Genomic DNA, 26,784 nt, shown 5'->3' with positions numbered 1-26,784 from the left:
AACCCTCATGAAAGCAGCATCCAAACTGTAGAGGATGCACTCCAGCCCTCAAAAGAGTGCATCCTTCCCCTCAACGGGATACTGCTCAACCCTCATGAAAGCAGCATCCAAACTGTAGAGGATGCACTCCAGCCCTCAAAAGAGTGCATCCTTCCCCTCAACGGATGCCGCCCACCCTCATGAAGCAGCATCCAAACTGTAGAGGATGCACTCCAAGCCCTCAAAAGAGTGCACCATTCCCCTCAGGGGTTTTACTCAAGTTTCATCGCATCTCATTCTTATGAACCCTCATTTTTATGAATCTTTGCTAAAAAGCACAAAAAAGAAGTTTGCTAGCAACTATTGTATCACCCATCTTATGGGATTCCACTTCCCTACAGAGCTTTCAAACTTTTTTACACCCTCATAAAATAGAATCTGAAAGAATTCTTTAAGGCAATTAAGGGTAAATTTTGTCAAAATATAGACAAACTTTATTCTTTTTTATGACTGTTGTATTTTTACTATAGTTATTTAAATCGAATTTATGTATGATCCATATCGATATTTATTTATAGAAATAAATATAGGAGAAAAAACTATGAATATCAGATATTTTTTCATAGCGGGGGCAATTACAAGCGGTTTAGCTCTCGCGATTCAAAAATCTGATCGTATAGTCAATAAAGAACCCTCTCCTATTGTTGCACCTTATACTATTGAAAAAACAAATTTACAGTTTGTTAAACAAGTAAGGGACACATCGGATACATTGAATATACTGAGAGTAAATAATAGAAGCGCATCAGAACAAGCATCAATAAACGATATATACGAAAAAGGAAAAAGTTTATTGAATGCAATAGCTGGTTTTTTAGGATCAATTATTATATATTTTATACAATTGGTTTCCGCTAGAGTATAAGATACAAAAATTTCTTAAAATAAGGTTATATACATTTTGTGTATATTGTAAAATTTAAATAAAAAGGCCCTTTTAAAATGGGGCCTTTTTTAGTTTAATTTTTCCGATGTTTTAATTTAATTTTTGTTGTGTTTTTATTTTTATTGGCTAAATATCACCGCCTTCAAAAATGACATTTTTTACTTGTCTCACATCTCAAATAATGAGGGCTCTCCCCCTAAGCTCCCCTTCTCATACCACTTTAGTCAATGGACCTTCCCTCATAGCGTTTTAGTTAATAGACCTTCCCCTTATACCGCTTGAATAAGCGATCATTTATAAGCATTTTCTAACAAAAAAAAGGACCGTCTTGAAGAAGATAGCAGAATTTATAATCGATTTTTCTCCCCTATTCTTGAGGATCAAGCCATTTTCAGTCTATTTTTTTAAAATCTTGGCTATTATTCTTGATTTTTCGAGCACTTTATTTTGCTCTGGTAAGAAAGGTGTAAAGCGCCTCAATCATAGCGCTTTCACATCTTTTAAATAAAAGTGCTTTTCTTCAACAGGAGAGTACAACACTAATCAATTTTTATATCCATAAATGCAGGTTCACCATCTTTAATATAAATAATATCAGGAGAATATTTTACCCCCTCTACTTCAAGCACGAGCTGTTCATCACTCACCCCTTCAAATCCTTGTTCCCTTAATTCTTGTTTTTTCTCCTCGACTAATTTTTTATGAAAAGCGCGTTTTTGATTACACGTATTAGGGGATCTCACTCTGAAAAGCTGATAGTCCATGGCTATAGACCACTTCTCAGCAACCCGTTCCAGAAGATCGTAACTGAACTTTCCTTCCCTTTTCACTTCTTGAGCGATCATTAAAGCGCGTTCCAAATGGACTTTTTCAATGGTTTCATCAAAGCCAAGCTTTTCCCCTGCCGTAAAACTTTCATCATAAGAAGCTAAAGTCTCAACATCGCCCAACAAGGCAAGAGCTGCAAGATGCAGCAAAGCATAAGGTGCGAACTCTACTTCATCATCCGGTGCCCAAGATAAAGAGTCTTTTTCCCAAGGGGGAAGACTATATTGAGAGCGAAACATTTCATGCAAAGAATCATCTTCCATTGTCCATTTTAAAGTTTTATCGAGTGCTTTCTTTAAAAGCTGGGCGCTCACTTTTTCTTCAAAAATTTCCAATCCATTGGATACAAAATTCATAAATACTGTTGGCAAAACCCCAGAATTATGAGGATTAATCGTCTGACAAGCCGCAGCGAAAATACCGCTCATAATTAAAAGTCCGCGATCAAAGGGCGAAAATTCTTCCACTCGTTTCTCGTTATAGAGAAACTGCACTTCACGATCTGGTAAAAAGAGAGTTGCCAAATGATCTCCTTTTCCCTCGATTTCCACCGACCATCCCAAGCTTTTTAAAAGCCCTGTTGCACTTTCTATCGTGAGAATTTCATCATCATCATAATCGGCAGAGAACTCTTTTTCCTTTAGTTGCAAACGCCTCTCCTGCACCACGGCTTCATCTTTCCAAAACTGCTGCGTTGCAAGATCATTTTCTTTAAGCACTCTTTCCAGCTCGCCTTTCACTTGGAAATTCATTTTCATCCGTTTGAAGACAGAGGTATAAAGAGCTAAAACAAGCATGATAATGATCATGCAAATAACAATAAATACCCAGAACTCGGGATCTAATAGAAATACGGCTATAGGATCACTGTTCATTTTTCCCCTCTCAGTCTTTACAAAGCCCGTGCGACAGAGAGCTTATGTGCTCTCCTACAGAGATTGCTTCTTCTAGTTTCTGAATATTTTTGTACAAGTCACCCGTCACTTTAGTGCGAAGCCGTAACATAACCGGAATAAAAATAATGACACAGACCGTTATGACGAGCGTTGTTTTAAAGAGAACGGCATGCACAACATATTGCCACCCTGTCAGCTGCCAATTTAATACATCTGGTATTTCTAGAACCATTCTCCAGATGATAATGATAACAGCAATAGCAAAGATAATTTTATAATCCTTTGCTGAAAGCAACGCTTGCTGGAGCGAAAAAGAATGCGCTCTTTTATGCGTTTCTTGCTCTGATGCCCAATTTTGCTCCTTCATGTATTCCCCTCTCACTCTTTGAAAAGACCCGTGCGACAGAGAGCTTATTTGCTATCACACAGAGATTGCCTCTTCTCGTTTCTAGATCTTTTTTTCCAATTTACGCATTATGATGATGCAAAACCCAAATATCACTGGAATTAAGAAAAGTACACAGACCATTATGGTTTGCGTCATAATAAAAATAATAATATTCGTGGTACCACACTACCCCCTTACCTTCCTCACACCTCAAACAGTGAAGATTTTCAAACCGCGCCAATCTGTAACCGATAGTCACAATTCAGCTTTTTTTCAAACAAATTCCCCTATTTTCAAGAAAATGACCCTGCATCCCCACTTCAATAGGATTCATTTCAAAGCTTGAATGAACAAGGCACCTAAAAATACGAAAACACCCCATATACCGCGATCACCTGCTAGAAAAACCGTTCCCTTCCTCACATTTCAAACGATGAAGTAAGTCCCAAACGCTCACTCTAGGCTCTAAACCCCACGGCTCTCATTCCCTTTAATCAACAATGGTCCATAATCGGCTTTTCTTCCCCTCAATGCCATCCTCAACACTGCTCCTTTAAAGCAATGTTTACGGACAACCCATGAAAGAGCACCAAAAAACATCAGAGGCAAAATGGTATAGAGAGCAATCCCTATAAATGTTGAATCTCTCATAATTCCTTCATTATTTTTTTCCCTCTCATGACTTCTCAAACGCTGTATCCTGTTCTTGCAAGACGTTTTTCAGTTCTTTTCTTAAACAGCGATACGTTCTCACCTGCTTAAAGACACCATAATAAAGTTCCAAAATCATCATGGGAACAAAAGCAACCCCCAATGTCACGCACATAAGCACGAAAACAAATATCATGACAAAAATATCACTCCTTTTTTCTCTATCGCCTTTTTTATACCGATCCTTTTGACAGGTTATTTTACCCCGTTGCTGGTTTATTTCTTTCAATTTCCGAATATTTTTTCTCAACAAAAACCACAATGTTATGCAGAGTATCAACATAACTGGGAACAAGAGCAAAACACACACTATAATAACTTTCCAAAACGCATACAGAGAGAGAAAAAGAGGTGTATCCCACCACCCTGTCCGTTCTCCATTGCTACCCAAGGATAGGAGAAAGAAAATCTTGTTCCACAGCTCAAGAGAGAAAATGCTGTACTCTTTGCTATCCAAGGATGAGAGAGAGAGAATCCTGTTCCACAGCTCAAGAAAGAAAATCCTGTTCCATAGCTCAATAATGAGGGAGAGGAAACAAATGACAACATGCTCTCGCACAGAAAAAACACTTTTTTCGAAAAAATGGCGCAGTCCATTATAAAATGCTGAATTTTTCCCCTTCATTGCTCTTCCTTTTTTTATGAAAAATGCATTTCTTTATCTCATGCTCGCTTTTTTAAGAACCACTAAAAGTGCGATGCATGGCGCTTCCCTTATTTTCAACAAAAAACCCAGACTTTCTAAAAGCGCAGTTGCTCTTCCAAATGATGAAGAGCAGCCTCATCATTACAAACGAAAATAGGCTCTCCTCTTTGCCTGATGATTCTTCAACCATCCAATCCCCTCTTCTTGTGTCACGAGCTTCCAAACATTGCCTCTTCCCCCTCACGATAGCTACAAAAGCGCCTTGTCGCGCTCTTTTCTTACGCGTTTCAATTCCCGTTTTACTCTACAATACGTTCTCACGCGCTTGAAAACAAAATAGTAAAATTCTAAAATGAGCATGACAACACCCGCAGGAAAAAAGACCTCTAGCAGAAATATCAACCAAAAGTATACGATAAAAAAACTGCTTATTTTTTCTCTATCCTTTTTTACCGGATTATTTTGTTGATCGGTTGTGTGATCCCGTTGCTGGATAGCCTCTTCTAACTGCTGAATCTTTTTTTTCAACAAATACGTTAAGATGAGATAAAGCACCAATAAAACAGGCATCAAGGCAACAACACACACCATGATAACTTCACGCAGCACAAAGAGCGCCAAAAGAGCGCTATCCTGCGATACACTCAACGACCACTTGGATTCTAATGGGATCAAAAGAGCTTTATGACCTATCCCAATAAGGATAGAAATAAGACAAATGATAATATGATCTTTATAAGAACGAAATGATTTTCCAAAAACAACAGAGCACAGTTTATTATAAAATGTGGAATTTTCCCCCTTCATTTGCTCTTCCTTTTTATACAACTGTTTGTCCTGACTTTTATAAGGACACGAACAATCTCTCAAGTAAAATTCCGTCCATTGTCGTCAAACAGAACACCTCCAGAGAACACTCGTATTGCATATTTATGTTGCCAATACTTCAATTTTGCCAATTCACGTGCTTGTTTTAAAGAAGCATCTCTCAACACTTCCAAACCAACGCGCGTCCACCCCATTTCATGAACAGCACCCATGAAGGAAATAACAATAGCGCCCTCATGAATATATCCCCTTACGATAAAATCTATCACCACCATTGTTTCAATAAAAAGTGTAATCCGGCGCCATTCACATACGCCCGCCCGCTGCTGCCTCTACGATAGCCTTACCCTAAGGGGGCTTCCCCCTACGACAAAGCCTGCCCTGCTCCTACAACAGCCATATCTAGCTTCTACGATAGCCCTTATAACTTGATAAAAATAGAAGCATTTTTATTCTTTTCTCAATTGTTTTCCGCCCCCCACTTAAGATATGAAAAAAGGAACTTCCATTGATACGCAAATGATCGCGCAATAAAAGCATTTGAAATAAGAAAATCTTACAACTCTCTTATTCCAATCAAAAAGGATCAATGATCATTATAAATCAAAATATGGCGATATCTTCCTTTTTTCATTGGGAATCTTGCAAGCCAATAGCTAAGAATATATTCATAAAAAACGCTTTTAAAACAATAAGACAGCCGCTACTTTTGAGATCAAGTGTTTTAATATTAATGAAAGCACTAACATTCTCTTCAAGTTTGAGGTGTTGTTTTGTCAACAATCTTGTTAGCATGGACTGATTCTATAACTATGCGGTATCATCACAACTGCTCTTTATAAACAGCATAATGATACGCGTCATTTCACTCACAATTCTTTTTAAGCCTTGCGTTATAGGCTTTTCTGGAAAAGATAAAGGAGAATCCTATTGAATATAGCAATTATTTTGGGGTCTGTGCGTCAACCTTCATTAACAAGAACTTTAGCCAGTTATTTAGCAGATTGCCTCATGAAGCGGGGTGCATCACTTCATTGGGTTGATTTGCGTGAACAGCCCTTACCGATGACAGATCCAGATTATCATCAGCAGGTTGAGGCTAATCCAAGTGCTGCGGTTCGCCAGTTTGTAAAAACCATTGCAGAGGCTGATGGCGTTATTCTAGCAAGCCCCGTTTATCAAGGGTCTTATTCGGGTGTTTTAAAGAATGCTCTTGATAATTTAGCTTATAATGCCTTTTTAAATAAACCTGTTGGGCTTATCTCTCATGGGAGTACCGCCCAAAAATGCGCACAACCGTGTGAGCATTTATTGCCGGTGGTGAGCACGCTTTATGGTTATGCACTCCAATGTCAAATCGCCTCTTCCCCCGAAGATTTTTCCTCAGATGATGACGGTCGTACTTGGAAAGTTATCAGTGAAGAGATACAAACACGTTGTGAAAGGCTTGCTGATGAAATGTGTACATTTTTAAAGCACCGAAGTGTGATTTAAAGCAAAAAGGGAGGGGGGATGAAAAAAAAGGGTGCGCACTATCGTTATTTAGTGGTAGGGGGCACAGGGATGCTTGCCCCTTTGTGTCAATCACTCGAGCCGCAAGAAATGATTATTGCTGCACGCTTTTTTTCTCATAAAGTCCAGCTTGAGGCATTGCACAACAAACAGTTGTGCGTGCCGTTGGATTATGATTGTGCGACATCAAAGGCACAATTTTTAGAAGCTGTGAAGCAATGGCATGATCTAAAATATTGCATATTATGGATTCATTCGCCTGCCCATGCATTTTCTTGCGCATTAATTGAGCAGTTAGCTCTTTTGCCTACACCACCATGTATTCTTCATATTTTTGGTTCCAACACTCATGATCAAATGGTCATCGAGTGCGCGCGCAAAAACAAGGTTGATTTCATCCCCATTCAATTAGGACAAAAAACAACCCCAAAAGGTTCACGATGGCTGACTCATCAGGAGATAAGCCAACAGATACTGGAAGCCATAAAAAATCATATGAATAAACAAAACTTATGATCAATACCTATGCTTTGCAAAGAAGCCGTGCCCCTTCAATCTCTATCCATACCCGAACATCCTCTTGAGTCCCCCCATACTCTTTACATCATAGGCTTTGCGAACGAACAATCCCCCTCCCTGCGCCTCTCAAACAGCATCCTTATATCAACAGCCCCAAAACCAAACGTTTTTACCCTTCTCACACGGGCTTATCCCCTTCTCACGGGACTTAGACAGCATAATCTTATGGGGCGTTATGTTATAAGGCGTCATGGCATAAAACTTAAAACAGCAAATTGTGTTTAGAATTTTTTGTCTATTTTAAAGCTGACCTTTCTTCCCACACCTCAAAGAACAACGATTTCTACGGGACGTAAGGTTCCCACAAAAAACTTCTCTTTCAACAGTTCAAATTTTAGCAGGTTCGAGTTGATTTCCCGCTCATAGTCTTCCCGTAATACTCATACTCGACAAGCTTTTTTAAAGAAATTTCAACGCGCTCCTTAAAACAACACTTAAACGTACCAAGAAAGCTTATATCAAAACAGAATTTTATGACGTCATGGGATGATATATTATAACAAACACCATATCAGAACCGAATGAAAATTAGACACCCTTACAGCCAGCATACAAAAAGCACCCTCAATGCTAAGCATAATAAAAAAGTATCGCAATAAACCGAAAAAAAACCGATAAGAAAACACAATTAGCACGCACACCTGCTTTAAATTCATTTTTACGACAGCAAATAAGAAAACGTAAAATAAAAAACCGTCAACTTTCAAGCCATTAAACTCAAAAAACAAGTGGTGGATTGAGCTAAATTTAAAGCCTTATAAATAAAACCCACTGATCATATACAAGATATACCAAAGATACGAAAACCTTCTCTCAAATTTAACGCATTTCACAATCCAACCTTTACGCCTTCATTGCCCCCCTCTTCTCCTCAACCGCCCCACAACCCTCACGGCTCTTGATCAACCACAAATCCTAGCCATTACAGTTTCACGTTTTTACGATTTTGCAAATTCACAGAAAAAAAGAAACCTTCCGATAAACAGCCAAAGCCTATTAATTGGCATCAGCCCTTTTCACCAAACTCCCCCATTCCAATGACGCATTTCACAATCCAACCTTTACGCCTCCATTGGTACCCTCTTCTCCTCAACCGCCCCACAACCCTCACGGCCCTTAATCAACCACACATCCTAGACTTTACAGTTCCACGTTTTTACGATTTTGCAAATTCACAGAAAACAAGCAAACCTCCGATAAACAACCCCATTGAAGCCTATCACCAGCCTATTAATTGGCATCAGCCCTTTTCACCAAACTCCCTTATTCCAATGACCTTATTCCAATGACGCATTTCACAATCCAACCTTTACGCCTTCATTGCCCCCCTCTTCTCCTCAACCGCCCCACAACCCTCACGGCCCTTAACCAACCACACATCCTAGACTTTACAGTTCCACGTTTTTACGATTTTGCAAATTCACAGAAAACAAGCAAACCTCCGATAAACAACCCCATTGAAGCCTATTACAAGCCTATTAATTGGCATCAGCCCTTTTCAAACAGAGATCAGCGTAAAATGAGAAAAATAATCCATGCCCTCCTCCCAAGCCGTGAAGCAATGGGATGATCTAAAACTCATACCTCCCCCCATGACATGAGCACTACATGCGCTTTTTCAGCGCTGCATTTAATTGCCGCGTAACCTTGTAATACGATATCAAACGCTTTATAAAAGAAATATACAGTGCCACAATGGGTATTGTTAAGAAAAAATCAAAAACACCCCCCAGCAGAATGATCAAAACCACCGTCCAAGCTGCCGCCATTTCGTAATGCATTTTATCCCCTTCTCTTTATAAATTGATTTGTGTGGTATAAATTGATTTATTGGGTTGCTTCAATCACTTCTTCCAATTGCTGAATTTTCTTTTTCAACCGAGAAGTTAAAATTTCACGAAGGATCACAATAACAGGGATCGTTGCAAAAATAGATACAGATAAAAAAAACCAGAAAAACGAGAGAATGGCAATATATTCAAATCTGCTCTCATCTATCTCAGCAGCTATAGCTATCCCTTTACAGTAAATCACATAGACATAAGCTTTGAAAAACATAATGATGAAAGAGAGGCATGCGTGGAGGATATAATCTTTGCGTGAAAAAGCGAGCCATTTTTTTAACGAATGGGAACTTATCTGTGTTTCTAGTTCTAAGTTTTGCTGCACTCTCTCTTTCTCTTTTCCGCTTTTTTCAAAGAAACCAAAACGCTGTGGATGTTCTTTCATCAAACGTCTTTGTTTTTTCACTCTGTAATAGAGCCTCAAACGCTTGATTAAAGAATAATAAGGCGCCACAATAATCATATTCACGAAAATGGCAAAAACTGTAACTGCATTTAGAAGAAAATATCCAAACGGCAGAAACAAAATAAAAAGCGCGATCTCACCCTGCATAGCTATAGTCTCATTGATTAATCTCTTGCTGCTTTATTTTTTCTTTTAGTTTTTTCTTTATTTTTTCCAATCTGCGCTCTTTAAAACGATCAACCCCCCAAAGGATCGGAAGAGGAGTGAGAAGACAAAACCAAATCAACACCGGTAAGAGAAAAATAAGATAACCAATTCCTTCCCATTTTATCCATTGCAACGGCTGTACCAGAGATTTTGCACCAGCAGGAACTTCTAAAGCCATCATGATAAGACATGTGCAAAACATAGTGAAAAAGCAGCGCCCTATTATTTCACAACTCCCCACCCCTTTACGCCTTTCCACTGAAGACACCGTAAATTTTTTGAATAAAAAGAAAGACACTTCAAATGTTGCTTTTTTCTCCTGCATTGTTCCCCTCTGCTTTTACACTTCGCGTGTTTTACGCATTATTTTTAGGTTTAAGCTCTTTTTAATTTATCTAAACTCTTTATTTTTCTCAATAAATTTTTTCATCAATCCTAATTTCTACATCCATATATTCTAACTCCCCATCCTTTATGTAAAGAATATCGGGACGATAGTTTTTTCCATCAACCTTACAAATCGCGTCCTTTTCGTAAACGAAATATCCCTGTTGTCTTAATTCTTCTCTTTTTTCCTCGATCAATTTTTCATAAGAATCTCTTCTTCTATTGCACAAACTGGGATCTGTGGCTCTAAAATATTCATAGCTCTCCACCTCCATGGAAAAATCCTTTGCCGCATGTTTAAGTAAATCGTAACTGGATTGCTTTGTTTTTTCTACCGCCTTAGCGATTATCATCGCGCGTTCCAGATGCTCCTCTTCGATGCTTGTTTCAAAGCCCAGTCTCTCACCTTCCAGAAAGCTTTTGTGATAAGCGTGTAAGGTTTCAACATCGCCCATCAAAGCCAGAGCTGCAAGATAGCGCAGCGAATAAGGAGTCAATTGAGGAACTACAATTTTGTTTTCCCAAGGAAGAATGCGATATTGAGAGTGAAGCATCTTGCCAAGATCAACCTCAGTCATTGCCTTTTCTAAAGCTTTCTCGAGTGCACGACGTAAACGCTTGGCGCTTACCTTTTCTTCAAAAATTTCCAACCCCTTCACATCAAAACTCAAGTCAAGAGCAATCAAGCCTCCAGAATTATAAGGGTCTATCGTTTGGCAAGCCGCCGCATGGATACCAGAGCCCACCACAATTGCACGATCAAATTGCGGATACCCCTTCTCAGCATTATAAAGAAACTGCACTTCACGATCTGGTAAATAATAGGTGGCCAAATGATCTCCTTTTCCTTCAATTTCCACCCTCCATCCCAAACTCTTTAAAAGCGCCGTTGCACTTTCCATCGTTAAGATTTCCTCATCAGAAAGAGAAAACTCTTTTTCTTCAGATAACGGCTTAATCATCGGTATTTCCCCACTGGACGGCTCAAAAGCGATAGGTTGTTCAAGCACGCGTCTTAATTCTTTTGTCACTTGGCAATACAGTCTCACCCGCTTGAAAGTAGAATAATACAATGCCCAAATAAACATCATGACTACAGCAGAAAGCAGCGTGAAAAGCGTCAAGCCCGCACCCCACGAGAATATAACAATAATATCTATCATTTTAATATCTATCATTTTCCCCACCCCTTATTCACTTTTTTGTCGATACGTAGCAGCTACCCGCTTCCAGATTGTTTGCTCCAACTTATCGATCTTTTTTTTCAACAAACGCGTAAAGATGATACGGACCACAAAGGCAACAGGAATGAGCACAAAAGTTAAATCTAATATAAACTCCCCAATAGAAAAGAGAGCTGCTATGACATTCCCTTTCCACTCACTCCACATTAGTACGAAGAGAACCATTCTCAAAGTTACCACAATGAAAGCAATACAAAAGATGACTTTATAATTTTTGCTTGTCAAAAACGCTTCTTCAAGCGAAAACGACCGTGGTTCTTCATCCAATATTGCATTTTTTCCATTGCCCCTCATTTTTTATCCCTCATTTGTCTCAATTTTTAAGCCATTTTCATGAACCGAAGCTTTCGTCCTCACAATGAATGAGGGTTCATCAATATCAAGCGCTTGTATCCTTCATCTTTTATGAAAACAATATCAGGGTTGCATTTTTTCCATCAACCTCAAACATCGCACGAATAGAAGTGCTCCTACAACGCATGAGAATATATAAAGGCCAGTATTCATTTTCTGCCCTCCCTTCATGCACTGTTTTGTTGAGAAGCGGTTTTTCTTCGCTGCCAAATTGCTTGATCCAACTTATCGATCTTTTTTTTCAACAAACGCGTAAAAATGATACGGACCACAAAGGCAACAGGAATAAACACAAAAAGAAGCACTGATATAAAAACCAATATTAATGTTAAAATGAACAGGATATAATTCCACCACTCTGTCAAATCCCACTCAAAAAATATAAAGAGTGCCACTTTAAAAGCGCTAATAATGAAAGCAATACAAAAGATGACTTTATAATTTTTGCGTGTCAGAAACGCTTCTTCAAGCGAAAACGACCGTGGTTCTTCATCCAATATTGCATTTTTTCCATTGCCCCTCATTTTTTATCCCTCATTTGTCTCAATTTTTAAGCCATTTTCATGAACCGAAGCTTTCGTCCTCACAATGAATGAGGGTTCATCAATATCAAGCGCTTGTATCCCTCATCTTTTATGAAAACAATATCAGGGTTGCATTTTTTTCCATCACCTTCAAACATCATGTTTTCATCACGACAGTGTATCCCCTGTAGTCCTAAGGCTTCTCTTTTCTCGTCGATTAAACTTTCATAAGAATATCTTCTTCTATTGCACAAATTTGGGTCTGAGGCTCTAAAATTCTAATCACTGCTCTTTTTATTTTCAGGAAGATAAGCTTCTTTCCAAAAAAGAAGCAAACTGGTGCAAGAAAATCGTAACGAAATTGCTTTGTCTTTATGACGATTTGAACCACCAAAAAAGCCGCCCAAATGGACTTTTTTGATATTTTTTTCAAAGCCCAAACTTTCATCTTCCATAAAGCTTTTGTGAGAAGAGTGTAAAATTTTAACATCAGCCCTCAATACCAAAGCCCCAAGGGTGCACAGCAAAGAAGAAGTCCCTTGAGAGATATCATTATTTCCTTTTTCCAAGGCGATGCCCCCATTTTGAAAGCCAAGCACACTGCCAAGATCAACAGCTCCCATCGCCCTTATCTAAAGCTTCCTCAAGCACACGGTGTAATCACTGGGCGCTTACCTTTTCCTCAAAAATTTTCAATCCCTTTGCCTTAAAATCCACCCCTTTGCTTCAAAGTCCAGTTATAAATCTGGCAAAGCCCCAAAATAATAAGGATTAATTATTTGGCAAGCTGCAGCATGTATACCAGCACCTCCCACAATTCCATAATCAAATTGCACAAAACCTTTTTCATCCAGAGAGAGAAACTGTCCTTCACGGTCTCGTAAATAAATAGATGTCCCTCTTTTCTTTCAATTTCCCCCCTCTACCCCAAGCTCTTTAAAAGCACTGTTACACTTTCTATGGAGCAAAACGTCTTAATAAAAAACTTAAGCTTTTGGCTCACCTTCTCTATGCGTCTTACCTCTCCACCTGCAAAAAAATGGGCTTTTTTTCCCAAACACCAGAATATCTTTTGCTTTAAGTATAGATTTTTCGCTCTCAATATCGCTTGGTAAGACACATTTTTATGCTTGATAAAAAGAAAATAAATTACAAGATTTTCTCTCTTTAAGAGAACAGAAACAGCAAGTAAAGTCCAAGAGCAGCCCCTCTTCACTTTCCCCCCAGCACTCAAGCAAAAGCACCAACTCAAGCAAGAGCACCACTCAAACAAAAGCTCCGCTCAAACAAGAGCCTCAATTTTTCTCAAAAACACGACACAAATATAAAAAAGCATAAAACGAGAAGCACACCCCATGCACCTTAATGAAAAAGTCAAAAGCAAGGCTTATGGCAACAAAAGCCTCTCTTCACTTTTTTCCCTCGCTCACTTTCCCCTCATTCACATCGTATAGGATGACTGGAACTTTTTTCTGCTCAACCTCTTCTTCCAATTGCCGCACCATTTTCTTCAACTGACGGGTTACAATAAAGCGCATAATAAAAACAATCGGTAAGAATAAAAAAGCGCAGGCAAGCATCCATACCAGTGGCTTGAATACGACAAAAGAAATAAAGCCCTTTCCCCTCCATAGCTTAACGATAGCAGTTATAACTATTGGAGCTATCACTATGATCGTAGAAATATAGAATATTTTTTTATAGTCTTGCCAAACAAGAGAAAGCTGTTTTTTATCAAACATTCTGCTGTTTTTTATTTTTGGGAGATCTGTTTTAAGGCAATATCGCGTTCATTCAGCACGCATTTCAGTTCCTTTTTCACACGACAATACAGCCTCGCACGCTTGATAAACAGGTAATAAATGACAACGACCGGTGCCCATATTAAAACACTTAAGAGCGTAAAAAACAGGGAATAATAGGCTATTAATGTTATAAGACTACTCGTCATTTTGTCCCCCTTCCACATTCTGCATACGCATTGCCTGATCGCGTTGTTCTATTGCTTCTTCCAATTGTTGAAGTGTTTTGTTCAATTTTCTCGTTAATTTTATGCACATCATCCCAATGATCGGAGAAAAGAGAAGAAGTCCAAAACATAAAAGACCATAAATAATGCGACCTATTGAAAACCGCGGTATCATAAAGCTGGCCATATCACTCTTCCACCATACCAAATGTACGATAAAGAAAGCAAATTGCAAAATGGTAAAGAGGATACAAATAAAAAGAATTATTTTACATTCTTTTGAATAAAGAGGCAGAGATTCTTTAAAGTTAAGAAAGCGTATTTTCGCATCAAGTGTCTCAAGCGCGAGATTGCGTCTTTTCATTTCTCCCAGATCGTTGCGCAATTGTTGTATGGCTTGCTTTTGTTGCGTCGTACTCTTTTTCACGTCTTGAGCGAGTTTAAAAGACAACTTCATATGTTTGATCAACAGATAAGGAATCCTGATCATAACCACAACCATTAAAATGGCAATAATGATGCCCCCTAAAAAAGCCAAATATTCTATGATGCTGCCCACTTTTTTCCCCTATCGTATTGATGTGAAATTATCATTTTCATTCTCTTCTCAAACAAATGTTTCTAATCTCTTTGCTGTTTTTTTCACGCCATAATGAAGGAAACTATGGAGAATTAAAATGACAGGCAAAGTGAGGGCACTACAGACCAAAATAAACAAAAGCGGCAACGCAACAATCAATAACAAAAAAAACAACGGATCATTGTGTGAAACAGTCGCATATCGTGCAATAAAGGACAAAAAAAGCGTAGCCCATATGAAAAGCGCAGTCGGAATGAAAGCCATCCAAGAGATTATTTTATAATCTTTTTTTGAGAGAAGCAAAGATTCTTGAAAAGAAAAAACACTGAACTGTGTTGCAAGAACTGTATTCTGTCCTCTGCCCTCTACCTGATTATGCCTCAAATTCTGTGCTGCACCCTTTTTTAATTTTCTTCGCATCTTACATAACAATACTGCCCGTTTTATCAAAGAATAATAAATGGCCAAGATGATCTTCACGGTAGAAAAGAGTATCATGCTCCACGCAGAATACATAACGATAACTATCCCTAAGGAGATCAATAATGTAGTTATTAAAAGAGGCATTATAGAAGTGATCACTTTTCCCCCCTATCATATTTTGTTGAGAGATTGGTTGTCTAGCTGTTGCTGCTCTGGCAAGGTTTCCCGCAGCTTCATCATTTCCTTCGCATCCCGTTTAAATACGGCGTTAAAAATAGAAAAGAGCGGAAACAACACGAAAAGAAAACCAAAAATTATTTGCGGTAAGAGACATAAAAAAGCCCAAACACCATTCCACCCGAAGTTACGAAGAAATTCGATCGCAGGAATCTTTATAAAACTCTGACTCATTTCTTGAAAATCTTCTTGTTTCATTTGTCCCAGTGCTTTGAACTGTTCTTTGGACATAATGTGAAAAAAATCCAGAGGATCCATATAAACAGTTGCGACAAAAAGCACCAACAAAAGGATAGCCAAACAACAAATGATGATATAATCGCCTGTTGAGAGAGCCATCCATTTTTTGAAAGTTGCCGATTGATCCAACACTGGCTGCGATACAAAAGCCTTATCTCCCTTATGGGCAGATTGGTGTTGTGATTTATCTTCGATCATACGGATACTCCCCCACTTCTAAAATTCCCACTCTTCAATATTTGATAGCACGCCACCAGGGCGGTGAATTCGCTTAGCACTCTTCTCAGAGTAAAGCAAGCACTATAATACCCTCTAAATATTTTATTCACTTAGTCCCTATACGCGCTTATACATGACGCGCTTACAAGCCAAAATTCCCCTTTTCCTCCCTTTATCGATCACATAAACCCTAAAGGACACCGTTTTACAAAAATCCAACAAATATTTAATCTAAAAAACATCCCATGTGGAAAACTGACATACCCACCATAAACGACAGTGTTTTCACCGCTTAAATGAAGCCGAGTATATATGAAACAAAGGATGATGATATTCCTTGCTCGCCTCAAAGAATAAAGATTTTAAAACCCACCTCAGTTTGTAAACAATCCCATTGCTCTTAAGTGCACTCTACCTGCTGAGCACTTTATGGGCTCCACTTGCATAAAGCGCTCTACGGACAACTTCCTTCCTTAACAAAAGTCCTTCCTTAACATTGGCACCTAATTTTTAACACTTAATGCGTCAAATGTTGTAATGCCTCATAAGCCTTCCCATCCCCGCCTCAAATGACAGTATTTTATGGCATAACAAGATAAAAAACATTTTCACAAGCACTTTGTATCTTGATCATCAACACATCCTAAATGCTATAAGATTCTCTCATTTCAAATCTATCCCCTGTTGAATCAATCAAATTTATTTGCTTGTACGTAAAAAGTGGAGGAGCCATGCGGAGTGAAATTGTACAATGAAAATGCCTCTTATAAACCGTCTCAAATGCCAAGAGCTTGTAAATACATATTGGGATTGGCAAAGTATGCGATGATACCAGCTTACGCTTTTATGAAGCCTAAAAATGATGATATTCAATAAAGTTATATTATCATGAAAGCTTTACCATGATACCCTTCTTGAGCCACCGTCGTGAAATGGGCTCGAGCACATGTAAAAGATGTCTCTTAAAAACAAGCGCGTGAATATGCCGCAATAAGTATATTCCGTTTGAGGCATTGTGTATGACGTAAGAGATGTGCCCCCAGAATATGAGAAACAAGAACGCGATAAACAAAAGCGTGAAGCAATAAGCACGCCCCACAAACCAAACCAAACAACCGATTATCTAAAATGCGCCCACAGCAGCTTTGCAATTTTTCAATTCTCATTTTAAAATTTCTTGATTCAAAAAGCCCCTATTTTAAAATTAAAAAAGAAATGTCTTACACCTCATAGCCCCCACCTTTATAAAAGCATCTCTTAATAAACGCCTCTTTTATCAAGCTACCTGCCACTTATAAAGCTTCTTTGGATATTGCATCCCGTCATTTAACCATTTTAAGTGACCACCTCCCTTTTTATGATGAAATCCATTAAAACAGCAAAAACAAAAATATCCTCCATAAACGATAACTCTAAATCGCTTGATCCTCCACAGTTTATTTTGTTATTTTGAACTAATGAACCATATTTTATTTGAAAAGATAAGGATCTTATGCTATTATAAGCACATTGAAAAGTTTGTTTTTTTAAGCTCTGTGCCGCTCAAAAAAAAGATAAAATCCTCTATAAAGGATAAAGATATGTTTCACAGCTTAATCTACATCAGACATCTTGGTACAGCGCCCAATAAGAAAACCCAATATGCCTCCCAAAAACAAAGCTCAACGGATGATAAAAATCCACGAATAATAAAAACAATGACTTTTCAAAGGTGAAACTGAAAAGTTTCCACAAAGCGCTCATGAGAAAGAAGGCAATAATCCTATTAGAAAAGACTTCCTATTAGAAAGACGACGCCATACCCATAAAACATCATTCTTGTTTTTTTATTCACATGTGACAAAAGTTTCTTTTCAACTGTTCCAGAGCAGTTGAGAAATCTTTAGAAAGCAAATAAGCCACTATCCATGAAAAAATAAGCATGATAGGGGCGAGAAATAAGACTGATAGGGGTAAGATAAAAATGGCAAGAAACACCTTAAAGATGATTTTTTCGCCCCACCCCGTTGCTGTTCTTTGTGCTGAAAGACGCCTTTAGTATCCGTTTCTCCTTTGATCTGCAACAGCTCATATTCCCCCAGTATTTGCCCACCCAGTATTTGCTCCCCCCCCCCAGTATTTGCTCAAAGTGCTTTTTACATCACTGTCCCCCATCAACAGACAGTTTATTTTTCATTTAAATGGTTAAGTTCATGAAAATACGTAAAAAACGCGGTAGACCGAGAATAACAGGCGAACTCAGAGAGCCCAATGGCCGTATTTCACGTGCCCAAAGCCCCAGCGAATCTGCGCTTCAATCTGCGATTGAAATGCGTGCAAAACACTTTGGTTTAAGCCTCGAAGAAGCGAAAAATCCGCTTGTCGGGACCTATATTGGGCGTCTTTGTTTGCTTGGCTATAAAGGGGATTCATCAGGCATCAGTAAAGAGCAATATGATACGGCGCAACGATACTTGCAAATCAGAAACGACTATTTATGTGCAAAAGGCTTACCAAATGGCTATTACGATGGTTTTACGCACAGCGCATCAGATGAGACAACAAAAAAGCAATGGGTTCAAAGAGCGACGAAACACTATGAAGATATGCAAGAAGCGATTAAAGAAGCACAATATTTGCATCGTCAACACAACTTTCATGCAGCATTACAATATCTTGTTATAGAAGATCAACCGCTGCCTACTCTTGTTGGTTCGTTGCGTATTATTCTTGATGCCCTTTATAAACATCTTGACTATTCTAGCAAAAAGAGCATTGGCTAAAAACACCCATCGTTTCCTCTCCCTCACAGGATAAAGATTCCAAAACCCCCTTTGTAACATGCCTCTTTGTAACCAGCTCCGTTGTAAAGAGACAATCCTTCTTGGCAAATTACACTTGAAATCCACTGGACTTGCCTTTCATAGAAATTCATGGGATTGACGAGCTTAAAGCACGCAACAAACAAGCTTTAAAATATCCACCACGCCCTTTAAAAAACGCTTCAACCTGTCAAAGAGACTTATCACCATACCTCAACTATATATCTACCCATGCCTCAAAGGACAATAATTCACAGCATATTTCACGACATAGGCAAGATAAATATTGTCCCCTCTCCAAACGGCAACACTCTCCCCATCACCTCCCCTCCCCATCACCTCCCATTGTAACAAACAACCCTCATCATCCACTTTTCCCCCAATATCGCGATATCCCCTTAGCTCTTGAGACAATTCATTATAGTCATTGTGCGTCTTTTCTTGTACAATTCTATACGGCTTTCCTGATCTTATGACGAACAAGAGACATGGCTTTGACTGCAGCATAATCTGGATTTCTCATTCAAGATCAATAACGACTAAAACATCATTATAAATCAATAGCTCATCATTAAGACACCCCATTGATTTTTTTACAAAATTAAAAGCATCATCCCTTAAACGAAAGAAAAAACCCCCACCAACAATCTCCTCCCTCATCAACAACTGTACCGGTAACCATCCACTCATCACGCCACCGCTAATATGACAGACAGCACAGCCCCAATCGCCAACACCTACCGCTTTACCCCCGCAACACCTGCCAACCACCGCCTTCCTAATTCCATTAATAAAATACCACGGATTTCAAAACCACAATTCTCTCCTCTCCCTTCATCTTGCCCCCTCCTTTCTCAAAGGAGAAAATGTTTTTTGCCGCATCAAAAACTTTCCCATTAAAACAACATATTTTGCTGCATAGCTAATGAATGAGCTTTTTTCTGTAGATTTTTTGCCACAATAAAAAAGGAAAAAATAATCGTTTTGCTGTTGACAGAATATGAAAAATCGTATTTAATGACAGGTGCGGTAACGGGTTTTTTGTGCCCAGATTTCATCATCAGATGTTTGAGTTATTATAGACTGTTATCAAACAGTGTGTTTCGCGACAATCTTCAGAAGTCTCCTGTTTGAAGGTGTCTTTCGTCTTTCTCTGACTGTTTTTCTTCTGCATCATCCAATTTGCATCACCAACAGCCCTATAATTTTGAGATTTTCAAAACAAGCAGTATCCAATAAGGGCTCCCAATAAAACGCTCTAACAAAATACCCCAATAAAAATATCGATGCAATACATCTCAGAAATGATGAGCAATATACGAATAATAATATGAAAACGGCAACAATATGCTCTCATCGCCTCATCTTTCAAAATGCAAAGGCTCTCTTTCAAAACATTGTTTAGCCAAAATTGAAGAAAATAATGCCGTCCATTGATTATTAATATGGAGGCTAATATCATGAAGCCACAAGATTCTTCTCTCCCTCATTCCTCACAAACACTAGGAATGGCAAATGCATCATTAGACAATCTTGCTGCACATTCAGAACAACCCAGCAGCGAAAAAGAAAGAAATATCCCATTCAGTCATGAGGAATTAAAAAATATCATTGCCCGTTTAGAAGATGACATCTCAACTGGCCGTTGGTTCACAGCTGATTATGCAAGCATAGATCTTACACTGATGCCAGCCTTGGTAGAACAAGCAAATCGTAAATATCCTGAAATGCGTCTTCAATTGGTAGCATCATCTCACGACTTTGCCCTTGCACTAAAAGAAGCCATCGAAAACGGCATTCAATCTTCTAGATTTATCATTCACACAAAGGATAGAGGAATTCATTTTTCAGTGATTGATCATCAAACCATCGATGACAAAACGTCCGTGATATTTTTTGAACCTACAACACTTAACAATATGAGATCAGCGGTGCTAGCATTAAGGACACAACTGGCCATTAAAGCGCATGAATTGTCTAATTGTTCTTTTGCCATGGCAGAAATGGACATTCAACGCAGTTCCTCTGAATGTGGAATGTTCAGCTTAAGCCTCGCCAAAAAGCTTTATTCCGAAGCTCAAAAATTAGAACGACTGCACAAAGATAATATTAAGGGTGTGTTATGTGAACCAGATACGCCTTTATCTGCTGAAAAGTTAGATACATATCTTCCAACCACTTTTTATAAACACACACAAGGGAGAAGACGTCTTGGGGAATATCTAAAAGCCAATCCACAAGCAGCACATGAAGAAGTAAACAAAAAAGGCGAAACTCTAACCGAGAGATTTGAAAGAAGCTTAAGTTCAGCAGAAGGAAAAACTGTTTCTGTTTCACAACATAGAAAAAGAGCGACGGAATACAAATCTCTGATGATGTAATGAGTGTTTTAGCCATATCCGTATTCCACATCCACAAAGAATGAAGCTTTACGGCTTTACGATTAAGCATAAATTGCTGTCAGCCAATCTTCTTTTCCCTTTGAAAGAAGTAACAATGCAAAAAGTGAGCAATTACCTCTTCAAACAAAAAGCAAAACAATAGTATTCTATTAAAAGCAGCCCATTTTAAAGCCCGTATTTTAAGACTTTGAACAAACATAAAACACGCAAGTTTTGAAAAGACCTGCCCGCACTTTCTTATAAAGCAGCCGAAAAATGATTTTTTCCTTAATCTTCAAGAGATAAAGGTTCTTTTTCAAAACATTATTTGGTCAAAATATAAGAAAATAATATTGCCTCCCAATTATAACCACGGAGGTTCATATTATGAAGCCACAAGATTCAAAAGATACTGCCGCTCATGCCTCACAAATAGCAGAAAGTAACATCGAAAATGAATCCTTAGAAAGCCTTATTGCCCGTTTAGAACAACTCAACGCTCCTCAAAAAGAAGAGAGCACCTTGAGTCAGGAAAAGTTGAAAGCTATTATTACAGACTTAGAGGATGATCTCGTCACCGGCCGTTGGATTAACTCTTACTATGAAAATATAGATATTAGATTGATGCCGGCTCTCGTAGAAAAAGCAAACAGCAAATATCCAGAAATGAATCTCAAATTGGCTCTTACAGCAGAAGAGTTTTCGCACGCACTAAAGGAAGTGGTTGAGAGCGACGCAAAATCTGCTCGATTTATAGTAAATTCGGGAAGCAAAATCCACTTTGCAGTCCTTGATTATCAAAAAGTTGATGACAAAATCTCTTTGATTATGCTTGAACCTACAACATTTCAGAATATCACTGCTTGCAAACTAGGGATAAAAATAAATCAAACCCTTCAATGTCTTCAACTGCCTCCTTATTCTTTTACCACGGCAGAAATGGATATTCAGCGAAGCTCTTCTGAATGTGGGATGTTCAGCTTAAGCCTCGCCAAAAAGCTTCATCTTGAATCTGATAAATTAGCAAGATTGCACAAAGATAATGTTAAGGGTGTATTATGTGAACCCAATTCATCTTTATCTGCTGAAAAGTTAGATTCCTATCTTCCCATCAGTTTATACAAACATGCGCAAGGAAGAAAACGTCTAGAACAATATTTAAAAACCAATCCGGATGCTGAACATGAAACAGTAAACAAAAAAGGTGAAACTCTGAGAGAGAGATTTGAAAAAAACTTAAGAACAACAGAAGGAAAAACTGTTTCCGTTTCCTCCCACCAAAAAAGGCTCACTGAATACAAATCTTTGATGATGTAATTGAGGTTTTTTCCATACCCATAAAGAACGAGGCTCTGCTGCTTGACAGTGAGGTATAGCTTGCTGTTAGCAAATCTTCTTTTCCGTTTGTAAGCAGTTAAAGATGTAAACAACAAGCAACGTGACCTCTTAAAGACAAAAGGCAAAACAGAACTGTTCTATCAAAATCAGTCAATTTTGAAATTGTATCAAAATTCCAAAGCTCTTCTTAACAATGATCCATATTTGAATAGACAGAAGGCTGAATGCATAGAATATTTTATGATTTTAGATGTTAAATAAAAGCACCCGCCTCCTCCTGTAGCTTTTTTCTAAGAGTTGTCCGCTTTTATCTCAAGCGCCTCCACATCAGTACCACTTGCCAAAACAACCGCAAACAGCCGCTCTCTTATCCCTCACAATCAACACCATCCGCTCTCCCCATCTCTCCCCCTCACAACCCCTGCCAAAACAACCGCAATCACCAACACCAATGCTAACACAAATCATTGTGCACCCCCTCCAACCACACCTCTCATGCCACCGCTAACACAACCGTAATGCCGCCGTAATGCCATTGCGTACATCAACACAATCGCCAACCTCACCAGCACCAACAAAACCGGCACCAATAAGACCCTATCAACAAACCAGCACCAAGTCTCAAAACCAACAACATCTCTCAACGGAAAACACCAGCCAAACCATTATCCCACTTGGCCAACTATTATCCCATCCCTTAAGATGCTACAACTAACCTTTTGATTTCATTGAAGTTTAACGTCTCTTCTGTTTTTGAAGAGTGAAAAATTTCATTTTTAATATGTCGACCAGCCTCACGTTAACGTGAGGCTTTATTTTATGGAGAAGCAAATGAGAAAAATATCATCAGCAGGGCTTGCACTCATTAAACAATGGGAAGGATTGCGTTTGAACGCCTATAAAGATGCCATCGGGGTATGGACAATTGGCTATGGACATACCAGCGCTGCTGGCGAACCGTTCGTTCACAAGGGCATGATCATTACTGAAAAACAAGCAGAAGAAGTTCTTTCTCAAGATTTAAGACAATTTGAAAATACTGTTGAAACAAATGTGACGGTTTCCTTAACGGATGAACAATTCGCCGCGCTCGTATCGTTTTGCTATAATATAGGAGCTTCGGCTTTTTGTAATTCGACCCTGCTCAAAAAACTCAATAACGGCGAATATGAAGCCGTCCCTGCTGAATTACAAAAGTGGACCAAAGCAGGAGGAAAACGTCTTCACGGTTTAGTGCACCGTCGTGCAGCCGAAGCAGGACTATGGGCAAAAGGTGCTTATGTTTCTCCTAACTACCAAACCGTAGAAACGCAAGCACCAATGGGATTTTTCAAAGCAGAAGCGCTTACACCGATTATTGGTTCTTTTTCTGGACTTGGAGGCTTATTGGCAGGCAATGGTCCCATCCAATGGGCATTGGCAACCATTATGGTTTTAGCCGCCTGTGCTGGCATCTTCTTTGTGGCAAAACGGTTTCGGGAGCAGCGCTTATAATGTGGTGGATGAAAAAAAATCTGATGATAACAGGAGCGGCTCTGACCGCTTTTTTTATCGCTTTAGCAAAAGTTTTCACTCTTGGAAAAAAGATTGAACAACAAAAGCAAATAGAAAAAACACTAAAGTCATCAACAACACGGCTAGAGGTGGAAAATGAAATTAATCAAAAAAGTGATCCTGATGTACGCGCTGCTCTTACTCACTGGTTGCGCGATAAAAACAATAAATGAGCCTTTTTCTTGCGTTGGTTGGATGCCCATTTATTTAGACAAAAAAGATCTTAATATCATCAGCTCAAATCTCGCAAGAGATATTTTAAAGCATAACAAACAAGGGGAAGGCTTGTGCGGGTGGAAACATGGCTAGAAAAAAAACAGAAAAACAAACAGAGCTTACAGAAAAGGAAAAAGAAATCCTACAAGAAATCATCACGACTTATAAAAGTGTAAAAATAATGTCACGCTATACGAAGTGGATTATATTCATCATTTTCTTATTAGCGCTTGATTTTTCACGTATCGTGGATGCATTGGCAAATATTTTTACACAAAAATCGAATATTCAGCTCTAAAATAAATAAAAAACATGAGACGTGTTAAATCTTTTTTTAAAAATATAAAAAGCCATTCGTTATTTTTTGAAAACACGGAGATTTTATTGGTGATTTTTCACGTCTCATAGAAAATTTTTACACACTCTTCACCAACGCTTTCATGAAATGAATTTAGGGGCATGAAGAGAGATTTTTAACAAACGCGTAAGTCAACAACTTTGCTAACATAAGAAAATGATCATACCAACGCACATTTTTTTAATAACCTATTGATCCTCAAAAGATTTTATACTCTTCACAAATCTCATTGGAAAGATACCATCGCGAAAAAATTTAAAAATATTTAGAGATATTTTTTTAATAATTGCATAAGTAAACAACGCAAAAAGCATTAACTTGCCTAAAATCCCCTTTCTTTACACTTAAAAAAAAGAGCAATCAGACACCACCCTACGCATTACCAATCCCCAATATTTATAAAAACCCCCGTTTATAAAAACTCTGTTTATAAAAAACTGACTATTTGAGAATATTCATGAGAGGCATTTTTATTTTCTTTAAGTATTTTACCCTAGCTCCCTCCACTTGTGAGGTATAAGAAAATGATTGAGATTGTTTCAACATAAGAGAGAATTGAAATGAAAAAATCCACCGCAATAAAAATCTCTTATTCAACATACAAAACAATGAATTATTATTATAAATAAAAGCGTTGCTCCATTAAAACCCATTAAAAAATGTGAAGCAACACATGATTATCGTTATTTGCAAGAATGCAATGCTCTTGAAAACCGTAAAACCACATCACATTGATTTATAACTATCATTAAGCACTCTTCAACTTGAATTAAAACCCTGTATATCGTGGGATTCTCTCATTTCCAAACCTGTTTCTTTTGAAACAATCCAAACCATGTCGCTTGCACATTACAGTGTATGGGTCAAAACTATACAAGCAAGGCATGCCTCACCGTCTCACGGACTAATGGCTTGTCATAACATTGAGAGCTGAAAACATGTATGATAACGTTCGCGTATTCTTTTATTAAGCGTAAAGATGATCGTGCCCTATAGTTTTATGCACTTCATGAGAACTTTGCCCTTATGCCATTCACGAAAATCGGTGTGACGAGCGAGATGTCTCTTAAAAAACACGTCAATATGCAAAAATGTATATTTGGAGACAAATATATTTGCGGCTTTTCTGCTTTACGTGAGGGATTGCATCCAAAAAGATACGCAAGCAACAAAAGTTTGAGGCATCATCTTCATTATTTAATAAGATATTACTATAAATACCTTTAAAAGCCGTAAAGCAAAAAGATGATGACAAGACGAGTGATTATATGCCTTTACATTCTTCCTCAATGAGGCTGTCTTTCTATTGCAGAGATTAACCAAACAGAGATATGCTTGTCCCAGTATACAAAAGCCCTTTAACAGAGCAAACCTTAAATTTTGTTTTCATACAAAATCTTAAACACCAGCATCTTATTCATAAAAAAACAAACAAGACCTAACATGCTCTGTCCAACTTTCTCTCTTCAACTTTCAATAGGCACGAACTCTTGCGTTGGTTCATAAAAACCATTTGCCCTTCTAGAGCGCAAACACGAAAGTACAAACACAAGATTTTTTAATGGTGCATACATAAACTTAAAATGAAAAAATAGAACTGTATAAGAAAGAAATGACTATAAATCAAAAAGTTGTATTTTTATCAATAAAATATTTTCAAAGAAAACCACGATCCCCGCACAATAAAAACATCCCATAAATACAAGAGAAAAAGTCATGAATAAAGAGAGAGATCTATTCACAATGGCGATACATCAACCAATGAAAAATAACAAAATGCTATAAGATCACTATCATAAAAGGAAGAACTGTACGAAAAGCGAAAAAGCATTTAAAAAAAACGGGCACAGAAAGCCCGTTTCTTTATTACTTCTATGGAATAAGAGCTTAGAAATCCATTCCGCCCATTCCACCCATTCCGCCACCTAAGCATTGGAGGCATTGGTGTATCTTTCTTTGGAACTTCAGCAACCATTGCTTCTGTTGTAATCAGAAGGCTAGCAATTGAAGCCGCATTCTGGAGAGCAGAACGCAAAAACTTTCACTGGATCAACAATTCTTGAAAGTAATCAAATCACCAAATTCACCGGTTGCAAAACGTGAAAAAGCATTAAAAAAAACGGGCACAGAAAGCCCGTTTCTTTATTACTTCTATGGAATAAGAGCTTAGAAATCCATTCCGCCCATTC

Annotated in this window: 34 protein-coding genes and 1 pseudogene; 13 read left to right on the top strand and 22 right to left on the bottom strand. The window is 38.2% G+C overall.

Annotated features, from left to right (window positions below; genetic code table 11):
• Both ACFIJ7_RS02130 and ACFIJ7_RS02125 read left to right on the top strand, forming a co-directional pair.
• The coding region (locus tag ACFIJ7_RS02130; RefSeq protein ID WP_375644508.1) for a hypothetical protein at window positions 1-183 on the top strand (183 nt) is incomplete at its 5' end.
• Between the two features lie 397 nt (window positions 184-580).
• On the top strand, window positions 581-904 hold the full coding sequence (locus ACFIJ7_RS02125) for a hypothetical protein (RefSeq protein WP_375635597.1): 324 nt from the start codon (window positions 581-583) through the stop codon (window positions 902-904).
• A 560-nt stretch (window positions 905-1,464) separates the two neighbouring features.
• Here ACFIJ7_RS02125 and ACFIJ7_RS02120 read toward each other — a convergent pair.
• The 6 genes from ACFIJ7_RS02120 to ACFIJ7_RS02095 all read right to left on the bottom strand — a co-directional run bounded on the left by ACFIJ7_RS02120 (window position 1,465) and on the right by ACFIJ7_RS02095 (window position 5,491).
• Entirely contained in the window at window positions 1,465-2,628 is a 1,164-nt protein-coding gene (locus ACFIJ7_RS02120; RefSeq protein ID WP_375644507.1) for a DUF6990 domain-containing protein, read from the bottom strand.
• A 10-nt stretch (window positions 2,629-2,638) separates the two neighbouring features.
• Window positions 2,639-3,016 carry a hypothetical protein gene (locus tag ACFIJ7_RS02115; protein ID WP_375635595.1) on the bottom strand — a complete coding sequence of 126 codons (378 nt, stop codon included), beginning with the start codon at window positions 3,014-3,016 and terminating at the stop codon, window positions 2,639-2,641.
• Window positions 3,017-3,502: 486 nt separating this feature from the next.
• Window positions 3,503-3,688, bottom strand: coding sequence for a hypothetical protein (locus ACFIJ7_RS02110; protein WP_375644506.1), 186 nt, complete (start codon window positions 3,686-3,688; stop codon window positions 3,503-3,505).
• 737 nt (window positions 3,689-4,425) lie between these two features.
• Window positions 4,426-4,584 carry a hypothetical protein gene (locus tag ACFIJ7_RS02105; protein ID WP_375644505.1) on the bottom strand — a complete coding sequence of 53 codons (159 nt, stop codon included), beginning with the start codon at window positions 4,582-4,584 and terminating at the stop codon, window positions 4,426-4,428.
• A gap of 59 nt (window positions 4,585-4,643) precedes the next feature.
• The gene (locus tag ACFIJ7_RS02100) at window positions 4,644-5,201 is read right to left on the bottom strand and encodes a hypothetical protein (RefSeq protein WP_375644504.1); all 558 of its coding nucleotides are present in this window, start codon (window positions 5,199-5,201) and stop codon (window positions 4,644-4,646) included.
• 59 nt (window positions 5,202-5,260) lie between these two features.
• Entirely contained in the window at window positions 5,261-5,491 is a 231-nt protein-coding gene (locus ACFIJ7_RS02095) for a hypothetical protein (protein WP_375635592.1), read from the bottom strand.
• A 661-nt stretch (window positions 5,492-6,152) separates the two neighbouring features.
• Here ACFIJ7_RS02095 and ACFIJ7_RS02090 point away from each other — a divergent pair.
• From ACFIJ7_RS02090 to ACFIJ7_RS02075, 4 genes are all read left to right on the top strand, one after another.
• Window positions 6,153-6,716 (top strand): NADPH-dependent FMN reductase, encoded by a 564-nt coding sequence (locus ACFIJ7_RS02090; RefSeq protein ID WP_375644503.1) that lies wholly within the window; start codon window positions 6,153-6,155, stop codon window positions 6,714-6,716.
• An 18-nt stretch (window positions 6,717-6,734) separates the two neighbouring features.
• The gene (locus ACFIJ7_RS02085; RefSeq protein ID WP_375644502.1) at window positions 6,735-7,250 is read left to right on the top strand and encodes a short-chain dehydrogenase; all 516 of its coding nucleotides are present in this window, start codon (window positions 6,735-6,737) and stop codon (window positions 7,248-7,250) included.
• Window positions 7,251-7,259: 9 nt separating this feature from the next.
• Window positions 7,260-7,538, top strand: coding sequence for a hypothetical protein (locus tag ACFIJ7_RS02080; RefSeq protein ID WP_375644501.1), 279 nt, complete (start codon window positions 7,260-7,262; stop codon window positions 7,536-7,538).
• Window positions 7,539-8,598: 1,060 nt separating this feature from the next.
• Window positions 8,599-8,883 (top strand): hypothetical protein, encoded by a 285-nt coding sequence (locus ACFIJ7_RS02075; RefSeq protein ID WP_375644500.1) that lies wholly within the window; start codon window positions 8,599-8,601, stop codon window positions 8,881-8,883.
• A gap of 34 nt (window positions 8,884-8,917) precedes the next feature.
• On the opposite strand, the gene ACFIJ7_RS02070 is transcribed toward ACFIJ7_RS02075, so the two are convergent.
• The 11 genes from ACFIJ7_RS02070 to ACFIJ7_RS02020 form a co-directional block, all read right to left on the bottom strand.
• Window positions 8,918-9,094: a hypothetical protein gene (locus tag ACFIJ7_RS02070; protein WP_375628829.1), complete on the bottom strand. Its 177-nt coding sequence runs from the start codon at window positions 9,092-9,094 to the stop codon at window positions 8,918-8,920.
• 46 nt (window positions 9,095-9,140) lie between these two features.
• Complete coding sequence (locus tag ACFIJ7_RS02065; RefSeq protein WP_375644499.1) at window positions 9,141-9,710, bottom strand: hypothetical protein; 570 nt, start codon at window positions 9,708-9,710, stop codon at window positions 9,141-9,143.
• Between the two features lie 10 nt (window positions 9,711-9,720).
• Window positions 9,721-10,095 (bottom strand): hypothetical protein, encoded by a 375-nt coding sequence (locus tag ACFIJ7_RS02060; protein ID WP_375644498.1) that lies wholly within the window; start codon window positions 10,093-10,095, stop codon window positions 9,721-9,723.
• Between the two features lie 88 nt (window positions 10,096-10,183).
• Window positions 10,184-11,335 (bottom strand): DUF6990 domain-containing protein, encoded by a 1,152-nt coding sequence (locus tag ACFIJ7_RS02055; protein ID WP_375644497.1) that lies wholly within the window; start codon window positions 11,333-11,335, stop codon window positions 10,184-10,186.
• 12 nt (window positions 11,336-11,347) lie between these two features.
• On the bottom strand, window positions 11,348-11,695 hold the full coding sequence (locus tag ACFIJ7_RS02050) for a hypothetical protein (RefSeq protein ID WP_375644496.1): 348 nt from the start codon (window positions 11,693-11,695) through the stop codon (window positions 11,348-11,350).
• A 227-nt stretch (window positions 11,696-11,922) separates the two neighbouring features.
• Complete coding sequence (locus ACFIJ7_RS02045) at window positions 11,923-12,279, bottom strand: hypothetical protein (RefSeq protein WP_375644495.1); 357 nt, start codon at window positions 12,277-12,279, stop codon at window positions 11,923-11,925.
• 278 nt (window positions 12,280-12,557) lie between these two features.
• On the bottom strand, window positions 12,558-12,902 hold the full coding sequence (locus tag ACFIJ7_RS02040) for a hypothetical protein (RefSeq protein WP_375644494.1): 345 nt from the start codon (window positions 12,900-12,902) through the stop codon (window positions 12,558-12,560).
• A gap of 786 nt (window positions 12,903-13,688) precedes the next feature.
• Window positions 13,689-14,021, bottom strand: coding sequence for a hypothetical protein (locus ACFIJ7_RS02035; protein ID WP_375644493.1), 333 nt, complete (start codon window positions 14,019-14,021; stop codon window positions 13,689-13,691).
• A gap of 198 nt (window positions 14,022-14,219) precedes the next feature.
• Window positions 14,220-14,807 carry a hypothetical protein gene (locus ACFIJ7_RS02030; protein ID WP_375644492.1) on the bottom strand — a complete coding sequence of 196 codons (588 nt, stop codon included), beginning with the start codon at window positions 14,805-14,807 and terminating at the stop codon, window positions 14,220-14,222.
• 48 nt (window positions 14,808-14,855) lie between these two features.
• Window positions 14,856-15,248: a hypothetical protein gene (locus tag ACFIJ7_RS02025; protein ID WP_375644491.1), complete on the bottom strand. Its 393-nt coding sequence runs from the start codon at window positions 15,246-15,248 to the stop codon at window positions 14,856-14,858.
• Between the two features lie 174 nt (window positions 15,249-15,422).
• The gene (locus tag ACFIJ7_RS02020) at window positions 15,423-15,926 is read right to left on the bottom strand and encodes a hypothetical protein (protein ID WP_375644490.1); all 504 of its coding nucleotides are present in this window, start codon (window positions 15,924-15,926) and stop codon (window positions 15,423-15,425) included.
• A 2,213-nt stretch (window positions 15,927-18,139) separates the two neighbouring features.
• On the opposite strand from ACFIJ7_RS02020, the gene ACFIJ7_RS02015 reads away from it, so the two are divergent.
• On the top strand, window positions 18,140-18,709 hold the full coding sequence (locus ACFIJ7_RS02015) for a hypothetical protein (RefSeq protein WP_375635578.1): 570 nt from the start codon (window positions 18,140-18,142) through the stop codon (window positions 18,707-18,709).
• Window positions 18,710-18,973: 264 nt separating this feature from the next.
• On the opposite strand, the gene ACFIJ7_RS02010 is transcribed toward ACFIJ7_RS02015, so the two are convergent.
• Together ACFIJ7_RS02010 and ACFIJ7_RS02005 are read right to left on the bottom strand one after the other, a co-directional pair.
• On the bottom strand, window positions 18,974-19,255 hold the full coding sequence (locus ACFIJ7_RS02010) for a hypothetical protein (RefSeq protein ID WP_375635577.1): 282 nt from the start codon (window positions 19,253-19,255) through the stop codon (window positions 18,974-18,976).
• Between the two features lie 12 nt (window positions 19,256-19,267).
• Window positions 19,268-19,519, bottom strand: coding sequence for a hypothetical protein (locus ACFIJ7_RS02005; RefSeq protein ID WP_375635576.1), 252 nt, complete (start codon window positions 19,517-19,519; stop codon window positions 19,268-19,270).
• Between the two features lie 689 nt (window positions 19,520-20,208).
• Here ACFIJ7_RS02005 and ACFIJ7_RS02000 point away from each other — a divergent pair.
• Window positions 20,209-21,129, top strand: a complete 921-nt coding sequence (locus tag ACFIJ7_RS02000; RefSeq protein ID WP_375644489.1) for a YopJ/AvrA family T3SS effector serine/threonine acetyltransferase — start codon at window positions 20,209-20,211, stop codon at window positions 21,127-21,129.
• A 387-nt stretch (window positions 21,130-21,516) separates the two neighbouring features.
• Entirely contained in the window at window positions 21,517-22,446 is a 930-nt protein-coding gene (locus ACFIJ7_RS01995; protein ID WP_026500412.1) for a YopJ/AvrA family T3SS effector serine/threonine acetyltransferase, read from the top strand.
• A gap of 348 nt (window positions 22,447-22,794) precedes the next feature.
• Here ACFIJ7_RS01995 and ACFIJ7_RS01990 read toward each other — a convergent pair whose 3' ends face one another.
• Together ACFIJ7_RS01990 and ACFIJ7_RS01985 are read right to left on the bottom strand one after the other, a co-directional pair.
• Window positions 22,795-22,935, bottom strand: coding sequence for a hypothetical protein (locus ACFIJ7_RS01990; protein ID WP_375644488.1), 141 nt, complete (start codon window positions 22,933-22,935; stop codon window positions 22,795-22,797).
• Window positions 22,932-23,111 (bottom strand): hypothetical protein, encoded by a 180-nt coding sequence (locus ACFIJ7_RS01985; RefSeq protein ID WP_375644487.1) that lies wholly within the window; start codon window positions 23,109-23,111, stop codon window positions 22,932-22,934. The genes ACFIJ7_RS01990 and ACFIJ7_RS01985 overlap by 4 nt, the downstream gene beginning before the upstream one ends.
• 187 nt (window positions 23,112-23,298) lie before the next feature.
• On the opposite strand from ACFIJ7_RS01985, the gene ACFIJ7_RS01980 reads away from it, so the two are divergent.
• From ACFIJ7_RS01980 to ACFIJ7_RS01965, 4 genes are read left to right on the top strand one after another with little or no spacing between them, the layout of a single operon-like run.
• Window positions 23,299-23,961 (top strand): lysozyme, encoded by a 663-nt coding sequence (locus tag ACFIJ7_RS01980; protein ID WP_375644486.1) that lies wholly within the window; start codon window positions 23,299-23,301, stop codon window positions 23,959-23,961.
• Window positions 23,958-24,194 (top strand): hypothetical protein, encoded by a 237-nt coding sequence (locus tag ACFIJ7_RS01975; RefSeq protein ID WP_273788536.1) that lies wholly within the window; start codon window positions 23,958-23,960, stop codon window positions 24,192-24,194. The genes ACFIJ7_RS01980 and ACFIJ7_RS01975 overlap by 4 nt, the downstream gene beginning before the upstream one ends.
• Window positions 24,118-24,330, top strand: coding sequence for a hypothetical protein (locus ACFIJ7_RS01970; RefSeq protein ID WP_273788509.1), 213 nt, complete (start codon window positions 24,118-24,120; stop codon window positions 24,328-24,330). The genes ACFIJ7_RS01975 and ACFIJ7_RS01970 overlap by 77 nt, the downstream gene beginning before the upstream one ends.
• Complete coding sequence (locus ACFIJ7_RS01965; RefSeq protein WP_273788508.1) at window positions 24,323-24,535, top strand: hypothetical protein; 213 nt, start codon at window positions 24,323-24,325, stop codon at window positions 24,533-24,535. The genes ACFIJ7_RS01970 and ACFIJ7_RS01965 overlap by 8 nt, the downstream gene beginning before the upstream one ends.
• Window positions 24,536-26,482: 1,947 nt before the next feature.
• Here ACFIJ7_RS01965 and groEL read toward each other — a convergent pair.
• A pseudogene (gene groEL / locus ACFIJ7_RS01960) lies at window positions 26,483-26,686 on the bottom strand (chaperonin GroEL); the annotation flags it as partial.
• Between the last annotated feature and the right edge of the window lie 98 nt (window positions 26,687-26,784).

It is taken from the genome of Bartonella sp. MR100HLJHH (genome assembly GCF_042194215.1).
In the GTDB taxonomy this organism is placed as follows: domain Bacteria; phylum Pseudomonadota; class Alphaproteobacteria; order Rhizobiales; family Rhizobiaceae; genus Bartonella; species Bartonella grahamii.
The sequence above is the reverse complement of the archived record's forward strand: the minus strand, read 5'-3'. Positions and strand labels throughout refer to the sequence as shown.

What these genes read in the sequence shown, in the direction of transcription:
- ACFIJ7_RS02125 (WP_375635597.1), top strand. Translation starts at nt 581, where the DNA reads ATGAATATCAGATATTTTTTCATAGCGGGGGCAATTACAAGCGGTTTA.
- ACFIJ7_RS02120 (WP_375644507.1), bottom strand. Translation starts at nt 2,628, where the DNA reads ATGAACAGTGATCCTATAGCCGTATTTCTATTAGATCCCGAGTTCTGG.
- ACFIJ7_RS02115 (WP_375635595.1), bottom strand. Translation starts at nt 3,016, where the DNA reads ATGAAGGAGCAAAATTGGGCATCAGAGCAAGAAACGCATAAAAGAGCG.
- ACFIJ7_RS02110 (WP_375644506.1), bottom strand. Translation starts at nt 3,688, where the DNA reads ATGAGAGATTCAACATTTATAGGGATTGCTCTCTATACCATTTTGCCT.
- ACFIJ7_RS02105 (WP_375644505.1), bottom strand. Translation starts at nt 4,584, where the DNA reads ATGGTTGAAGAATCATCAGGCAAAGAGGAGAGCCTATTTTCGTTTGTA.
- ACFIJ7_RS02100 (WP_375644504.1), bottom strand. Translation starts at nt 5,201, where the DNA reads ATGAAGGGGGAAAATTCCACATTTTATAATAAACTGTGCTCTGTTGTT.
- ACFIJ7_RS02085 (WP_375644502.1), top strand. Translation starts at nt 6,735, where the DNA reads ATGAAAAAAAAGGGTGCGCACTATCGTTATTTAGTGGTAGGGGGCACA.
- ACFIJ7_RS02080 (WP_375644501.1), top strand. Translation starts at nt 7,260, where the DNA reads ATGCTTTGCAAAGAAGCCGTGCCCCTTCAATCTCTATCCATACCCGAA.
- ACFIJ7_RS02075 (WP_375644500.1), top strand. Translation starts at nt 8,599, where the DNA reads ATGACGCATTTCACAATCCAACCTTTACGCCTTCATTGCCCCCCTCTT.
- ACFIJ7_RS02070 (WP_375628829.1), bottom strand. Translation starts at nt 9,094, where the DNA reads ATGCATTACGAAATGGCGGCAGCTTGGACGGTGGTTTTGATCATTCTG.
- ACFIJ7_RS02065 (WP_375644499.1), bottom strand. Translation starts at nt 9,710, where the DNA reads ATGCAGGGTGAGATCGCGCTTTTTATTTTGTTTCTGCCGTTTGGATAT.
- ACFIJ7_RS02060 (WP_375644498.1), bottom strand. Translation starts at nt 10,095, where the DNA reads ATGCAGGAGAAAAAAGCAACATTTGAAGTGTCTTTCTTTTTATTCAAA.
- ACFIJ7_RS02055 (WP_375644497.1), bottom strand. Translation starts at nt 11,335, where the DNA reads ATGATAGATATTAAAATGATAGATATTATTGTTATATTCTCGTGGGGT.
- ACFIJ7_RS02050 (WP_375644496.1), bottom strand. Translation starts at nt 11,695, where the DNA reads ATGAGGGGCAATGGAAAAAATGCAATATTGGATGAAGAACCACGGTCG.
- ACFIJ7_RS02045 (WP_375644495.1), bottom strand. Translation starts at nt 12,279, where the DNA reads ATGAGGGGCAATGGAAAAAATGCAATATTGGATGAAGAACCACGGTCG.
- ACFIJ7_RS02040 (WP_375644494.1), bottom strand. Translation starts at nt 12,902, where the DNA reads ATGGGAGCTGTTGATCTTGGCAGTGTGCTTGGCTTTCAAAATGGGGGC.
- ACFIJ7_RS02035 (WP_375644493.1), bottom strand. Translation starts at nt 14,021, where the DNA reads ATGTTTGATAAAAAACAGCTTTCTCTTGTTTGGCAAGACTATAAAAAA.
- ACFIJ7_RS02025 (WP_375644491.1), bottom strand. Translation starts at nt 15,248, where the DNA reads ATGCGAAGAAAATTAAAAAAGGGTGCAGCACAGAATTTGAGGCATAAT.
- ACFIJ7_RS02020 (WP_375644490.1), bottom strand. Translation starts at nt 15,926, where the DNA reads ATGATCGAAGATAAATCACAACACCAATCTGCCCATAAGGGAGATAAG.
- ACFIJ7_RS02015 (WP_375635578.1), top strand. Translation starts at nt 18,140, where the DNA reads ATGAAAATACGTAAAAAACGCGGTAGACCGAGAATAACAGGCGAACTC.
- ACFIJ7_RS02010 (WP_375635577.1), bottom strand. Translation starts at nt 19,255, where the DNA reads ATGCTGCAGTCAAAGCCATGTCTCTTGTTCGTCATAAGATCAGGAAAG.
- ACFIJ7_RS02000 (WP_375644489.1), top strand. Translation starts at nt 20,209, where the DNA reads ATGAAGCCACAAGATTCTTCTCTCCCTCATTCCTCACAAACACTAGGA.
- ACFIJ7_RS01995 (WP_026500412.1), top strand. Translation starts at nt 21,517, where the DNA reads ATGAAGCCACAAGATTCAAAAGATACTGCCGCTCATGCCTCACAAATA.
- ACFIJ7_RS01990 (WP_375644488.1), bottom strand. Translation starts at nt 22,935, where the DNA reads ATGATTTGTGTTAGCATTGGTGTTGGTGATTGCGGTTGTTTTGGCAGG.
- ACFIJ7_RS01980 (WP_375644486.1), top strand. Translation starts at nt 23,299, where the DNA reads ATGAGAAAAATATCATCAGCAGGGCTTGCACTCATTAAACAATGGGAA.
- ACFIJ7_RS01970 (WP_273788509.1), top strand. Translation starts at nt 24,118, where the DNA reads ATGAAATTAATCAAAAAAGTGATCCTGATGTACGCGCTGCTCTTACTC.
- ACFIJ7_RS01965 (WP_273788508.1), top strand. Translation starts at nt 24,323, where the DNA reads ATGGCTAGAAAAAAAACAGAAAAACAAACAGAGCTTACAGAAAAGGAA.